This is a genomic window from Sorangium sp. So ce321 (assembly GCF_051530195.1).
Taxonomy (GTDB): Bacteria; Myxococcota_A; Polyangia; order Polyangiales; family Polyangiaceae; genus Sorangium.
On sequence record NZ_CP150329.1, the window covers coordinates 2,131,558 to 2,146,247 of the forward strand.

The following is a 14,690-nucleotide window of genomic DNA, read 5'->3' on the forward strand; positions in this document are numbered from 1 at the left end:
GTGGCCTGTCGCGCGCTGTCGATACGGCCCGGTTGCTCCTGTTCTCGCTTCGATTCTCCAGCTTCTCCGCGGTGGCATGCTCTCTGCTCGGTGTGGCCCGACCGTGCGGCGATTGCCGCGCACCCCTTATCGGAGAAGGCCTGTCGAGCCAAGCGGGCGAGTCCGGAGGAGCAGAGGTAATGCGCGTCCTGCTTATCACCAAGATCTTCCCGAACGCGATGAACCCGGGCCAGGCGCCGTTCAACCGGCGACAGTTCGCCGCGCTGTCGCGCTATTGCGATATCGACGTCTTCGCGACCATTCCCTGGTTTCCCGGGGCGTCCAGGTTCTCCAAGTGGTCGGTTTCGGCCGAGGCGCCTCGGGAGGAGGTGATCGAGGGGTTGCCGGTGCGCCACCCGCGATTCCTGTATCTCCCCAAGGTGGCTCCTTACCTGAATGGCCCGCTCTATGCGGCCTCGATGCTCGTCGAGCTCGCGCGCCATCATCCGGCGCCGGACGTCATCGTCGGCTCGTTCGCCTATCCGGACGGCTTCGCCGCTGTGTGCCTCGCGGAGCTGCTCGGCGTCCCTGCGGTCGTCAAGGTGCACGGCTCGGACATCGACGTGCTCTCGCAGCAGCCGGCGGTGCGGCCGGCGCTGGAGTGGGGGCTCCAGCGGGCGACCCGCGTCGTCGCCGTGAGCAAGAAGCTCGCGGACGGGGTCCACGCGCTCGGCGTCCCGCGCGACCGCATCGACGTGGTGATGAACGGCGTCGATCGCGCCATGTTCCGGCCGCGCGATCGCGGCGAGGCCCGCGCTGCCCTGGGCCGCTCCGCGGAGCGCCGGCTGCTGCTCTACGTGGGGCACCTGCTCCGCGACAAGGGCGCGCTCGACGCGATCGCCGCCTTCGAGCGGATCGCCCCGGCGCACCCGGATCTCGACCTCGTGCTGGTCGGGAGCGGCGCCGACGAGCAGGCCTGCCGCGCGGCGGCGGAGCGCCTCGGCAGCCGCGTCCACTTGACGGGCCGGCTGCCGCACGACCAGGTGGCGCGCTGGGTCGCCGCGTGCGACGCGCTGGTGCTGCCGAGCCATCACGAGGGCACGCCCAACGTCGTCATCGAGTCGCTCGCGTCCGGGCGCCGCGTCGTCGCGACCGACGTCGGCGGCATCCCCGACGTGCTGTCCAGCCCCGAGCTCGGCGAGCTCGTGTCACCAGGCGACCTGCCGTCCCTGGGCGCGGCCATGTCGCGCGCTGCCTACGCGCCGTACGATCCGGAGCGGATCTCGGCGCTCGCCGGGTGCTCCGGGTGGGACGAGAGCGCCCGCGCGTTCTACAACTCGATCCTCGCGGCGCGCGGCGAGCGGCCCCTGCCTGTCCCGGTGTCCGTGCCGGTGCCGGCGCTGGAGAGGCGCCCCGTGCTCCAGCTCGACGCGCCGCCTCCCTCGTCCCGCCGGTGGGCGCCCGCGCCCGCCTCGCGGCGGTTCCCCGAGGCCGTGCAGCTCGGGGCGAGCCAGGCCTGAAGCGGCTTGAAGCGGCGCGCGTCCGTCGCTGGCGCGCGCGTCGCTGGCGCGCGCCCGTCGCTGGTCGCGCGCCCCCGGCCCCGCCTCAGGCCGCCGAGGCGGCCTTGTCCGGCCGCAGGCGCACGGTGGGGCCCGGGTCGGGCGGCGGGGGCTCGGGGCGCGGCATCGCGGCGCGCGCCGCCCAGAAGCTCCTCGCGTCCTCCGGCGTCCACGGCGGCGTGGGCGCGCACGCGTCGAGCGCGGCGAGCAGATCGCGCGCGCTCTGGTAGCGGTCGCCGGGCCTCTTGGCGAGGCACCGCATCACGACCTCTTCCAGCTCCGACGAGAGCGGCCACGGCGCGCGGAGCGAGGGCGGGATCGGCGGCATCGTCAGGTGAGAATAGACGAGCTTGCCGAAGCTCCGCCCGTCGAAGGGGGCCACCCCCGTCAGCAGGTAATAGAGCGTCACCCCGAGCGAGTAGATGTCGCTGCGGGCGTCGACGGTGCCGGCCGAGATCATCTCCGGGGACATGTACGTCGGCGTCCCCTTGATCACGCCGACGTCCGTCATGCTCGCGTCTCCCTCCAGGGTCACCTGCTTGGCGATCCCGAAGTCGAGCACCTTGAGCACGTCCTGCTCGTCGCCGACGCGCGTGATGTAGAGGTTGTGGGGCTTGATGTCGCGGTGGATGACGCCCGCGTCGTGCGCCTCGGCGAGCGAGAGGCAGGCCTGCCGCGCGAAGTGAACGACGCGGGCGGGAGGCATCGGGCCGTGATCGCGCACCAGGGTGGCCAGGTCGGCGCCGGCCAGGTGCTCCATCGCGATGTAGAAGATGCCGTCGCTGCTCGCCCCGAAATCGAAGATCCGGATCGTGTGCGGCGACGTGAGCCGGCTCGTCGCGCGCGCCTCGCGCTCGAAGCTGCGCACGTCGCCCTCCGATTTGCTCTCGCTGCGGAGCAGCTTCAGCGCCACGTCGCGCCGGAGCGACTCGTCCCAGGCGAGCCACACCTCGTTCTGCCCGCCCCGGCCGACCGGCGCCACGAGCCGGTAGCGGCCGAGCTTGCGGGCCTCGTAGACCTGCTGGCGCGCCGACCAGAGGCCGTGGCTCGCCGCGGACACGAGGATCGCGGTGGCGAGCACGAAGATGTAGTTGCACGAGAAGATCACGAGCGACCGCGGCGACGACCACTGCGCCGCGAGCGCCGGGTCGAGCGACGCCCCCGCGCCCATGATGATCGGGAAGCTGAGCGCCACCGGGAGCGTCATCCGGAGCGAGCGCGAGAAGTGCGTGGGCAGGATCGTCGCGTCGACGAGCATCACGATCGAGAGCCCGTGCATGTAGTTCCAGGTGAGATCCCCGAACTCCAGGGCCATCACCGAGATCAGCCCCCCCGTGCTCCAGACCGCGAAGACGTGCGCCGCGTCGAGGAGCTCGGCCGAGGTCTGCTCGCGCCGGGCGAGGAGGAACAGCCAGAGCAGGATGACCTCGCCGAGCAGCCGGTAGAGCAGCAGCCGGGTTACGGACGCGCTCGGAAACACGGCGAGGACCACGAACACGTCGAGCGCCGCGAAGGTGGGCCAGGTCACGAGCGCCGTGGGCAGGCCGCGGGCCATCGCGCGGCGCTCCTCCGCCGTGTTGGCGCTGCGAAGCCCCTGGGATCCCGTCGAATGAAGGCTGCTCGAGGCGGTCATGGTGCGGCGCGGCCCAGGGTACGCAGGCCGCATTGGAGCGCCGCGCTGGCGGGGAGTCAAAGCGCACGTCGCCTCCCGGAGGAGCGGGCGAGGGCGGTCGCGCGCCGCGCAGCGCCGACCATGGCCCGCCGCCGCGCGCGGCGCGGCGCGGCGCGGCGCGGCGCGAGCGGCATGAACGGCGACGGGCGGCGACGGGGAACCAGAGGCTGCTACAGTGGCGGCCGATGCCGGAGCGGTGCGCGTGGGTGACCTCGGATCCAGACTACATCGCCTATCACGACGAGCAGTGGGGCGTGCCGCTGCACGATGACCAGGCGCTCTTCGAGATGCTGACCCTCGAGGGCGCGCAGGCGGGGCTCAGCTGGCTCACCGTGCTGCGCAAGCGCGCGGCGTACCGCGAGGCGTTCGCCGGCTTCGACCCGGCCCGCGTCGCCCGCTTCACGCCGGCGCGCGTCGAGAAGCTCCTCGCGGACCCTGGAATCGTGCGCAACCGGCTCAAGATCGAGTCGACCGTCAACAACGCGCGGCGCTTCCTGGAGGTGCAGCGCGAGCACGGCACCTTCGACGCGTACCTCTGGGGTTTCGTCGGCGGGGCGCCTGTTGTAAACGCCTTCCGGGCGCCCGCGGAGGTCCCCGCGAAGACGGCGACCTCCGACGCGCTCAGCAAGGATCTCCTGCGTCGCGGCTTCAAGTTCGTCGGCTCGACCATCTGCTATGCGCTCATGCAGGCGACCGGGATGGTCAACGATCACCTCGTGAGCTGCTTTCGTCACGGCCAGGTGAACCAGCCGAACCAGCCGAGCGAATCGAGCGAATCGAGCGAATCGAGCGAATCGAGCGAATCGAGCGAATCGAGCGAATCGAGCGAATCGAGCGAATCGAGCGAATCGAGCGAATCGAGCGAATCGAGCGAATCGAGCGAATCGAAGAGGACGGCCGGCGGCCCGGGCGCCAAGAGGAGCAGGGGGAAGCACGGATGAAGCAGCGAAGCGCTCTCGTGATCATCGATGTCCAGAATGGCGTGCTCGACGGGGAGGCCCCGGTGCAGGGGGCGAGCGCCCTGCTCGCGAACATCGGAGCGCTCCTCTCGCGCGCCCGCGCCCGCGGCGTGCCCGTGGTCCACGTGCAGGACGACGAGGTGGGGGAGGTGGGCTCCGCCGCGTGGGACATCCACGCGTCGATCGCGCCGGTGAACGGCGAGGAGCGCGTCCGCAAGCTCGCCTGCGACGCGTTCTTCGAGACCGACCTCGCCGCGCGCCTCGAGCGGCTCGGGGTCGACCACCTCGTCGTCGCGGGCTGCAAGACGGAGTTCTGCGTGGACACCACCTGCCGGCGCGCGGTGACCCTCGGCTTCGGCGTGACGCTCGCCGCGGACGCGCACGGCACCTCGGACAGCCCGGCGCTCCCGGCGGCGGCGATCGTCGCGCACCACAACCGGCTGCTCGACGGCTTCGGCGTCATGGTGGCGGGGCGCCCGTGCGAGATCCGCGCCGTCTCGATCGCGCAGATCGAGCTCTGAGCCCGTGGCGAAGATCGGCTACTACGTCCACGGGCGCGGGCGCGGGCACGCGAGCCGCGCGCTGGCGATCGCGGGGGCGCTCCGCGAGGGCGGTCACGAGCTCAGGATCTACGGCGGCGGTCAGGCGGCGGAGATGCTCGGCGCGCTGCCGGAGCACCGCCACGTGCGGCCGATCGGCCGAGGCCTCGGCGGCGTGATCGAGGTCCCGCGCCGCGTCGCGAAGGAGCTCGTCGAGCAGGGGGGCTTCCGGCCCGACGTCATCGTGAGCGACGGCGACGTGCCCTCGCTGCTCGCGGCGCGCGCGCTCGGGATCCCGGCGATCGCGCTCGGCCACGACCTCGTCTTCTCGCGCTGCTGCCTGCCCGAGGGGCTGCCGCGCCTCAGGGTGCTCGCGTGCCGCCGCACGACCTGGGCGTCGAGCTGGGCGCGCCACGCGGTCGCCGTCCACTTCCTGCCCGCCCAGCCGAGGACGCCGGGCACCATCGTCGCGCGCCCGGAGCGCCGGCCCACGCCCGAGGGCGCCGCCGAGAGCGCCGAGCCCGGCGCGGTCGTCTGCTACTTCAGCGAGTACGACGCGCGCGGCATGCTCGAGCGCGTCGCGCGCTCCGGCCGGCGCGTCATCGCGTTCGGCGCCCCCGGCCTCGACGTGCCCGGCGTGCTGGCGCGCCCGTTCGATCCCGGCGCGTTCCTCGCGCACCTGGAGGTCGCCTCCGCGGTCGTGACCACCGCCGGCAGCAACGTCCTCGCCGAGTGCGTGCTCGCCGGCAAGCCGGTGCTGGCGCTCCACGACGAGCGCCATCACGAGCAGACGCTCAACGCGCTCGTCGCCGAGCGGGCCGGCGTCGCGGTCGCGAGCTCGTTCGCGGCGCTGTCGCGGGACACCGTCGCGCGCTTCTTCGATCGCGTCCGCGCCGGCGACTTCGCGCGCATCGATCTGGAGCGCGCATTGCCGAGCGCGCCATCGGCGATGCGCATGGCGCTGGACGAGGCGCGCGCGCACAACTAGGTGCGATGGCGCGTTCGCACCCTGGCCGTCAACCAGGGTGACGCTGACGGCACGGAGTTTGCTAATCATTCTGGACTGACAGGCTGATCGACCAACGAGGGATGGCTGCTGTGATGAGCAGCAGGCCGGGCTCGCGGGCGCTGAACGACACGGCAGTCGCTGACGCGACATGAACGTCATATCGGCCCCCGTCGCGCTGCGCGCATCGGTCGTCGATCACGGTTCGCGCCGCTTCTCGAAGGAGCAACGAAGATGACCATGGATGCAATTCGGCCGCTCGGTGAGCACCGCGGCGATCGCGCACAGCACGAGGTGATCGCGTCGGTGCGCCACACCCCGTCGACGGGCCCGGCGCGGGGAGGGCATTCCTTCGCCAGGGCGCAAGCGCAAGCGGCTATTCCGGAAAATCCATTCGCTGCCCTCTCCGGAGCCAACGGGCGGCCGCTCAAGGTCGCCATCCTCAGCGACTTCACGCGCATTCCTTACGCGAACGGGGCCGTCTTCCAGACCCGGGCCCTGTATCGCGCGCTCAACACCTGTGGTCACCAGGCAACACTGATCGGACCCCGGGATCCGGACGCCACGGCCGACGAGATTCCTCCGGGCACCATCGCCCTGCCCAGCCTGCCGCTGCGCACCTACCCGGGGGTGCACCTGCCCATTCCCCTGGATTCGGCGGTCTTCGATCCCATGCGGTGGGATTTTGACATCTGCTTTGCCCAGACCACGACGCTCCTGGTCGAGTTCGGCATCTGGCTGCGCAAGATGCGCGGCACCCCGCTGCTCTGCGTGAACACGACGCACCTCGCGGCCGCGTACGACGTGCTCCTTCCGGAGCGCATCTCCCGGATCGGCGCGGTCCACACGGTGCTCCACAAGACGCTGCGCGCGCCGATGGAGCGCCTCTTCGTGGACCTGTACAACCAGGGCGACGGGCTCGTCGTGCTGAGCGAGGGCCTGCGCGACTACTGGCGCGAACGGGGGGTGGCGGTGCCCATCCACGTCATCCCGCGGATGGTGCCGGAGGACGTGTTCGATCGCCAGCTCGGCCCCGACCCGTACGCGCCGCTCCTCGAGGAGCGCGGGCTCGACCCGCGCGGCCCGCGCTTCGTCTGCGCCGGGCGCCACACCCGCGAGAAGTCGCAGCACCGGCTGATCCGCATCTTCGCCGAGCACATCGCGCCGCACCACCCGCAGGCGACGCTCACGCTCGTCGGCGACGGGCCGGACAGCGCGGCGTACGCGGCGCTGGCGCGGGAGCTCGGCGTCGCCCGCCGCGTGATCATGACGGGCGAGGTGCCGTACAGCCGCATCTCGGACTACTACCGGCACGCGACAGCGTTCCTGCACGCGTCGCTCAGCGAGACGTTCGGCAACGTGCTCAGCGAGGCGCTCTGGTGTGGCTCCCCGACCGTCGCGTTCGCCGACGGCATGGGCGTGAGCTCGCAGATCCAGAGCGGCTACAACGGCCTGCTGCTCGATCCGGGCCGCGGCGCGCTCGCCGAGGACAAGGCGAACGCCGCGTTCGGCAACGCGGCGCTCGCGATCGCGCGCGATCCGCAGGCCGCCGCGCGGCTCGGGAGCGCGGCCGCGCAGCGCGCGCGCGAGCGCTCCTCGCCGCACGTGGTCCAGAGGATGCTCGCGAACGCGTTCGTGAACGCGCGCGAGCACGCGGCGCAGTCGGGCATCCGCCCGCTCGTCGACGGGCCGAAGGCGCTCCAGTGGTTGGAGACTTTCCGGCACTTCCGCTCCTGGGTGGGCGTCACCGGCGGCCTCTTCGCGTTCGGCCACCTGAGGCCGGCGGCGGCGCCGCGGCCGAAGGGGATCCAGCCATCGTTTTGCGCGTAATTTGCGCGTGATTCTGCGCGAGGCGGCGCGCTCGCCGTCGTTCCGCGCGACGCGCGCATGGTAGACCTGCCCCGCGCCGGGCCTCCCCGGCGCCGGCTCGAGGTGTTCTTCGCATGGTTCTGAGGATGATCGGGGCGCTCGTCGACTTCAGCGGGCGCCGTCCCTGGCTCGTGATCGGCCTGGCGATCGCCGCCATGGCGGGGCTCTGGGGTTACGCGTCGCGGCTCGAGCTGCGCACGGAGCTCCGGGAGCTCCTGCCGAGCGACAGCCCGGCGTTCATGGCCTACGAGCGCCAGGCCAGGCGCGTCGACGGCGGCGCGCAGCTCATCGTGATCGCCGAGTCGCCGGATCGCGCCGCCAACGAGCGGTTCATCGACGCGCTCTCGGAGCAGCTCGAGGAGCCGCTGCGGCGGCGCGCGGCCTGCCTCGCGGCGTGCGCCGACGACGCGTGCCGACAGGCGTGCGGGCCGGCGTCGCTCATCCGCTACATGGAGTCCGGCACCAAGGAGGTGCGCCGCTTCTTCGACGCGAACAAGTGGCTCTACGCGGGCGTCCGCGAGCTCGAGCAGGCGGACGAGGCGATCGAGCTGGAGCTCGCGCTCAGGAGCGGCCTCATCGACGACCTGGACACCGGCGAGGGCGGCGGCGCGAGCGGGGGTCAGGCGGCGGGCGCGCCGGCCAAGAAGGGCCTGCCGCTCGACGAAACGTGGGCGGAGCTCGAGCGGCGGCTGAAGAAGATCGACGAGTTCCCGAGCGGCTACTTCTCCACGCCGGACGGGCGCATGGTCGCGATCCGGATCGTCTCGCGCAGCGCCGGGATGGGCGATCGCAGCGCGGCCCAGCTCCTCGACCAGGTGACCGCGCTCGTCGGCGGCCTCGAGCCCGCGAAGTTCCACCCGGCCATGCAGGTCGGGTACGCGGGCGACATCCCGAACGCGATCGCCGAGCAGCGGTCGCTCGTCAGCGAGGCGGTGTGGGCCACCGTCATCGCGCTGGTGCTGATCCTCGCGGGCGTGGTCGTCTACTACCGCTCGCCCTGGTCGATCGTCGTGATCGCCCTGCCCACGGCGTTCGGCGCGAGCGCCGGCTACGCGTTCGCGACGGCGACGTACGGCTACGTCAACACGGTCGGCGCGTTCCTCGGGGCGATCATCGTCGGCAACGGGGTCAACTACCCGATCGTGCTCCTGTCGCGGTACCGCGACTTCCGCGCGCGCGGCATGGCGGCGGACGAGGCGCGGCGCGAGGCGGTCGTCAACGCGTTCCGGGCCGAGCTCGTCGGGGCCAGCGTGGCGGCGATCGCCTACGGATCGCTCACGATCACGCACTTCCGCGGCTTCAGCCAGTTCGGCATGATCGGCTTCGTCGGGATGCTCATGGTGTGGGCCTCCATCGTGCCCCTCGTGCCCGCGACGCTCGTCGCGATCGAGCGCGTCCAGTCGCGGCTCCCGAGCTGGCTGCGCGATCCGGTGCCGCGCGTCTCGGAGGAGGGCGCCGCCGGGCCTGGGGCGCGGACGCTCGCGCGCGTGACGCGGCGGTGGCCGGGCGTGATCCTCGCGGTCGCGCCGATCACCCTGGTCCTCGCGGCGTGGGTGCTCCCCGCGTACGTGAGGGACCCGTGGGAGTACAACTTCGCGCGCCTCGGCTCGAAGAGCTCGCGGGAGCGGGGCGCGGGGAGCTGGTCGGTCAAGGCGTCCGAGGTCTTCGGCGGCAAGATGAACGTGGCGGGCGCGATGATGCTCGCGGACACCCCCGAGCAGGTGCCGGCCATCAAGGCGCAGATCCTGGCGAACGACGCGAAGGACCCGCAGGGCAAGCTCGTGGCCGACGTCGCGACCATCGCCGACGCCCTCCCCGGCACCCCCGAGGAGCAGCGCCGGAAGATCGAGATCCTGGAGCAGATCCGGAGCCGGCTGACCCCGCGCGTGCTGCGGGCGTTGACCCCCGAGGAGCAGGAGCGCGTCCTGCTCATGAAGCCGCCGGAGACGCTGCGCGTGATCACGCCCCAGGACCTGCCCGACCTCATCCGGCGCCGGTTCGAGGAGAACAACGGCGTCGTGGGCACGGTGTTCTACGTGAAGTACAAGAACGACGTCTCGTTCTCGAACGGCAAGAACCTCCTCCGGATGGCGAACACGACCGGCAACGTGGTCCTCCCCGACGGTACGCACGTCGTCACGGCCAGCAGGCCGACGGTCTTCGCCGAGATGATCCGGTCGATGGAGCGCGACGGCCCGCTGGCGACGGCGGTGTCGTTCCTGGCCGTCACGGCCGTGGTGGTGCTCGCGACAGGCAGCCTGATGGGCGCGTTCTCGGTGCTGTCGTCCCTGGTGCTCGGCGTGCTCGGGACGGCGGTCGCGATGGCGCTGCTCGACGTGAAGATCAACTTCCTGAACTTCATCGCGCTCCCGATCACGTTCGGCATCGGCGCCGAGTACCCGTTCAACGTCTTCGACCGCGCGCGGCTGCTCGGCGGCGACGTGACGCTCGCGCTGAAGCGCTCGGCCGGGCCGGTGGCGCTCTGCAGCTACACGACCGTGCTGGGCTACGGGTCGCTCGTCTTCGCCGACAACCAGGCGCTGAACTCGTTCGGCTGGGTCGCGGTGAGCGGCGAGATCGCGTGCGTGGCGAGCGCCCTCCTGTTCCTCCCGGCGCTGCTCCACGTGATGAACCGCACCGCGGCGCTGCGGGGCATGTGGAAGGGCGGCCTCCTCTGGAGAGGGAGCAGCCACTCATGAAGATCCTCGACGTCGCGGAGTTCTTCTCGTCGCGCGGGGGCGGCGTGCGGTCGTACCTCGAGGAGCTCGTGCGCCAGGGCAGCCGGCGCGGCCACGAGGTGGTCGTCGTGGCGCCCGGGCCCCGGGACGAGGTCGTGCAGCTCGAGCGAGGGCGCATCGTGCGGGTGGCCGGCCCGCCGATGCCGTACGACCCGACCTACCACGCGCTCCTGCGGCTCGGCGCGGTGCGCGCGATCATCCGCCGCGAGGCGCCCGACGTGCTGCAGGCGAGCGCGCCGTACACGGCCGCGCTGGTCGCCGCGACCGAGCGCTCGGTCCCGCTCCGCACGTTCGTGTACCACTCCGACCAGATCAGCACGTACGCCGCGCCGCTGCTCGACCGGGTGCGCCCGCGCGCGATCGCGCGCGCCGTCGAGGGCGCGCTGTTCGCCTGGCCGCGGGCGCTGTCGCGGCGCTTCGACGCGACGATCGCCCCCGGGACGTTCATCGCCGAGCAGCTCCGCGCGCACGGCTGCGAGCGCGTCCACCGCGTCACCTTCGGCGTGCGGCGCGAGTCGTTCGATCCCTCCCGCGCGGACGACGCGGTGCGGCGGAGCCTGCTCGGCCGGTTCGCGGACGAGCCGTCGGCCGCGCTGCTCCTCGTCGCGTGCCGGCTCGCCGTCGAGAAGCGGGTCGCGCTCGTGATCGACGCCGCGCGGGAGCTCGCGGCGCGGCGCCCGGTGGCGCTGGCGGTGCTCGGCGACGGGCCCGAGAGGGCGCGCCTGGAGCGCCGCGCGGCCAGCCTGCCGCAGGTGAGCTTCCTCGGCTTCGCGAAGGACCGCGCCGCCTACGCGGCGCTGCTCGCCAGCGCCGACGTGTTCGTCCACGGCGGCGCCGCCGAGACGTTCGGCTTCGTGCTGGGCGAGGCGCTCTGCTCGGGCCTGCCGCTGGTCGTCCCCGCGTCCGGCGCGGCGATGGATTTCGTGAGCCCCGGCGCCGCCGAGGCCTACCCGCCGCGCGTCCCGGCCGCCGAGGTCGCCGCCGCGATCGAGCGGATGCTGCAGCGCCCCCGGGGCGAGCGCGTCGCGGCGGCCCGCGCCGCGGGCGAGCGGCTGCCCGCCAGCGACGAGCACTTCGACGCGCTCTTCGCGCTGTACGCGGACCTGCTCGCGCAGGGGCGCGGAGCCGGCGCGCAGCGGCCCCGCGACGCCTGACCCGCGCGATGGATCCCGCGACCGTGCGCCCGCTCCTGGTGATCTCGCCCGCCTTCGCGCCCCAGACGAGCGTGGGCGCCTTCCGCTGGGTGAAGCTCGCGCGGCACCTGCCGCGCCACGGCTTCCGCCCGGCCGTCCTGTCGGGGACCTTCCCCGAGGATCCGCGCGATGAAGGGCTCCTCGCCGCGCTGCCGCCCGAGGTGGAGGTCGTCGACGAGTACCTGGATCCGGCGGTCCTCGCCGCGGAGGCCGCGGTCCGCGCCCTGCGCGCGCGGGCGCCGCTCGCGGGGCCACCCCGCGCGCGGCCGCTCGTGGGGCTCCGCCCGTTCCAGGCGCTCACGGATCGCTGGATCGCGCACGCGCCGCACGGGGCGCGGGCGGCGGTCGCCGCCGCCCGCCGCACCGGCGCGCGGGCCGTGGTGGTGAGCGCCGGCCCCTACTCGGCCTGCCCCGTCGGCGTGTACGTGAAGCGGAAGCTCGGCGTGCCGCTCGTCCTCGACCTGCGCGACCCCTACTCGCTCCACGAGACGGGGAACGGCCCGCCGTCCGGCCTGGCCGAGCGGGCGCGGCGCGCGATCGTGCCGCGCCTGGAGCGGCGCTGGCTGGAGGCCGCCGATCACGTGATCCTCAACACGCAGGCCGCGCTCGAGGCGTACCGCGCGCGCTTCCCCGGGCTCCTCGGGAAGTCCTCGGTCGTGCGGAACCACTTCGACCTCTCGCTGTACGCGCCCGCGCCCGCGCCCGAGCCGCCCCGCCGCTTCGTGATCCTGCACCTCGGCACCCTGCGGGAGGAGGCCTCCGCCGAGCTGATCGGGGCCGCGCTGCGCCGGCTGATCGACCGCGAGCGGCTCGCGCCAGGCGACGTCGTGCTGCGGCAGATCGGCCGGATGTCCGACTACGATCGCGCCTGCTTCGAGCGGATGGGGCTCGCGCCGTTCGTCGAGGCGCTCCCCGCGATCCCGCAGCGCGAGGTGCTCGGGGAGCTCAGGCGGGCGCACGTGCTGTTCACGATGTGCAGCCCCCACGTCGTGCTCCGCATCTCCGCCAAGACGTACGACTACATCGCGTCCGGGATGCCGATGGTCAGCGCCATCGCGACCCGGGAGCTCGACGAGCTGCTCGCGTACCGGAGCGACAACGCGCGCGTCGCGCCGGACGACATCGACGGCGTCGCCGCCGCGCTCGCGCGCCACCTCGCGCGCTTCCGGGAGACGGGCGCGCTGCCTGTCCCGGTGGAGCCGCCGCGCGAGCTCTCGTCCGAGGCGGCCGCGGCCAGGATCGCCGAGATCCTGGACGGCGTGATCCGGGCGGCGGACAGCGGCCGCGCCGGCTGAGCCGCGGGGCACGCCGCCGGCGCGGGATCTCGTGGCCGGCGCGCCGGCGCGGCGGCGCCGGTCGTGCTCTAGACTGGCGCGCGGCCGCCGTCGCCGCGTGGCCGCGTGGCCACCACCCCTGATCGGAGCCCTGCATGCGCTTTCTGCACCCCGAGCGTGACGAGAACCTGGAGCTCGCCCTCGAAGACGTGTTCCTGACCCCCGGGTACTTCGCCGGAGGCTCCCGCCTCGACACCGATCTGCGCCCGACGGACTTCCCCGGGGGCTCGCACCCGATCGTCTCCGCCAACATGAACGCTGTCACCGGCAAGCGGATGGCCGAGACGATGGCCCGCTTCGGCGGCCTCGGCGTGCTCCCGCAGGACATGGATCTCGACACGGTCGAGCGCATCGTCCGCCACATCAAGCGCGCGGACCCGCGGTACGACACGCCGCTCTCGGTCTCGCCGCGGGCGACGCTCCGCGACGTGCACGGCATCATCCGGAAGCGGTCGCACGACATGGTGGTCGTGGTCGACGACGAGCGCCGCCCGATCGGCATCGTCACCCACGCCGACCTGCGCAACCGCGACCAGTACACGCCCGCGTCCGCGCTCATGTCGTCGCGCCTCATCACGATCCCGGCCGGCACGCCGAACCGGACGGCGTTCCTGCTGATGGAGGACGCGCGCGTGAAGGCGGTGCCCGTGCTCGACGCCGAGGGGCGGCTCCACGGCGTGCTGACCCGCGACGACGCCGTGCGCCTGGAGCTGCTCAAGCCGACGCGCGACGACCGCGGCGAGCTCATGGTCGCGGCCGCGCTCGGCATCTCGGCGCAGGCGGCCCAGAGCGCCGCCCGGCTGCTCGAGATCGGCGTCTCCGCGATCGTGCTCGACACGGCGCACGGCCACCAGCGCCGGATGATCGAGGCGGTCCGGGCGGTGCGGGCCGCGGTCGGCGACGCCGTCCCGCTCGTGGCCGGCAACGTCTGTACGGCGGAGGGCACGCGGGAGCTCATCGAGGCCGGCGCGGACATCGTGAAGGTGAACGTCGGCCCCGGCGCGATGTGCACGACGCGCATGCAGACCGGCGCCGGGCGGCCGACGTTCTCCTCGGTGCTCGCGTGCACCCGCGAGGCCAGCCGTCACGGCAAGCGCGTCTGGGCCGACGGCGGCGTGCGGCACCCGCGCGACGTGGCGCTCTACCTCGCCGCCGGCGCCTCGCGCGTCATGGTCGGCACGACCCTCGCCGGCACGTACGAGAGCCCGGGCGACGTGATGGAGGACCGCGACGGACTGCTTTACAAGGAGAACTACGGCATGGCGAGCGCGCGCGCGGTCAGCGAGCGCACCGCCGACCTCGACCCGTTCGAGCGGGCCAAGAAGGTCTTCTTCCGCGAGGGCATCTCGACGTCGCGCATCTACATCCACGAGGGGCGCGAGAGCGTCGGCGCCATCCTGATCGAGATGATCACCGGCGTGCAGTCGGCGTGCACCTACGCCGGCGCGGCGAACCTCGACGAGCTCCACGACAAGGCCGTCATCGGGGTGCAGACGCTGGCCGGCTACGGCGAGGGCAAGCCGCACGGCCTGGAGCGACGTTGAGCGCGCGACGTTGAGCGCGCGACGTTGAGCGCGCGACGTTGAGCGCGCGACGTTGAGCGCGCGACGTTGAGCGCGCGACGTTGAGCGCGCGACGCTGAGCGCGCGACGTCGAGCGCTCAGCGCCGTGCGCGCGCGGGGGCGGCGGTGACGACTGACGGCGGCGTCGCGCTGGTGTTGTCGCGGGGGAGGGATGACGGAAGCGTGACGTGACATCCACTCGGTCCACGACGAACCTCCGGCTGCTTAGCCGTCGAGGTCATCCATGCCGAGCGAACCTGCCCCGCGTTTTTCAGCCGCC

General features: G+C 73.0%; 9 protein-coding genes and 1 pseudogene. 9 read left to right on the forward strand and 1 reads right to left on the reverse strand.

All coding sequences use genetic code 11. The features are described from left to right. The first annotated feature begins 179 nt into the window (after window positions 1-179). Complete coding sequence (locus WME89_RS08260) at window positions 180-1,499, forward strand: glycosyltransferase family 4 protein (protein WP_438008679.1); 1,320 nt, start codon at window positions 180-182, stop codon at window positions 1,497-1,499. Window positions 1,500-1,584: 85 nt separating this feature from the next. Here WME89_RS08260 and WME89_RS08265 read toward each other — a convergent pair whose 3' ends face one another. Then, the gene (locus WME89_RS08265) at window positions 1,585-3,093 is read right to left on the reverse strand and encodes a serine/threonine-protein kinase (RefSeq protein WP_438008680.1); all 1,509 of its coding nucleotides are present in this window, start codon (window positions 3,091-3,093) and stop codon (window positions 1,585-1,587) included. A gap of 302 nt (window positions 3,094-3,395) precedes the next feature. On the opposite strand from WME89_RS08265, the pseudogene WME89_RS08270 reads away from it, so the two are divergent. The 8 genes and pseudogenes from WME89_RS08270 to WME89_RS08305 all read left to right on the forward strand — a co-directional run. Next, window positions 3,396-3,953: pseudogene (locus WME89_RS08270) on the forward strand (DNA-3-methyladenine glycosylase I); the annotation flags it as partial. A 194-nt stretch (window positions 3,954-4,147) separates the two neighbouring features. Continuing rightward, entirely contained in the window at window positions 4,148-4,690 is a 543-nt protein-coding gene (locus tag WME89_RS08275) for a cysteine hydrolase family protein (protein WP_438008681.1), read from the forward strand. A gap of 4 nt (window positions 4,691-4,694) precedes the next feature. Then, window positions 4,695-5,696, forward strand: a complete 1,002-nt coding sequence (locus WME89_RS08280) for a glycosyltransferase family protein (RefSeq protein ID WP_438008682.1) — start codon at window positions 4,695-4,697, stop codon at window positions 5,694-5,696. A gap of 258 nt (window positions 5,697-5,954) precedes the next feature. Then, window positions 5,955-7,544 carry a glycosyltransferase gene (locus WME89_RS08285; RefSeq protein ID WP_438008683.1) on the forward strand — a complete coding sequence of 530 codons (1,590 nt, stop codon included), beginning with the start codon at window positions 5,955-5,957 and terminating at the stop codon, window positions 7,542-7,544. A gap of 113 nt (window positions 7,545-7,657) precedes the next feature. After that, window positions 7,658-10,282, forward strand: coding sequence for an efflux RND transporter permease subunit (locus WME89_RS08290; protein ID WP_438008684.1), 2,625 nt, complete (start codon window positions 7,658-7,660; stop codon window positions 10,280-10,282). Continuing rightward, window positions 10,279-11,475: a glycosyltransferase gene (locus WME89_RS08295; RefSeq protein ID WP_438008685.1), complete on the forward strand. Its 1,197-nt coding sequence runs from the start codon at window positions 10,279-10,281 to the stop codon at window positions 11,473-11,475. Before WME89_RS08290 ends, WME89_RS08295 begins: the two co-directional genes overlap by 4 nt. A 23-nt stretch (window positions 11,476-11,498) precedes the next feature. Beyond that, window positions 11,499-12,809: a glycosyltransferase gene (locus WME89_RS08300; RefSeq protein WP_438008686.1), complete on the forward strand. Its 1,311-nt coding sequence runs from the start codon at window positions 11,499-11,501 to the stop codon at window positions 12,807-12,809. 134 nt (window positions 12,810-12,943) lie between these two features. Next, window positions 12,944-14,392 (forward strand): GuaB1 family IMP dehydrogenase-related protein, encoded by a 1,449-nt coding sequence (locus tag WME89_RS08305; RefSeq protein WP_438008687.1) that lies wholly within the window; start codon window positions 12,944-12,946, stop codon window positions 14,390-14,392. Window positions 14,393-14,690 lie beyond the last annotated feature (298 nt).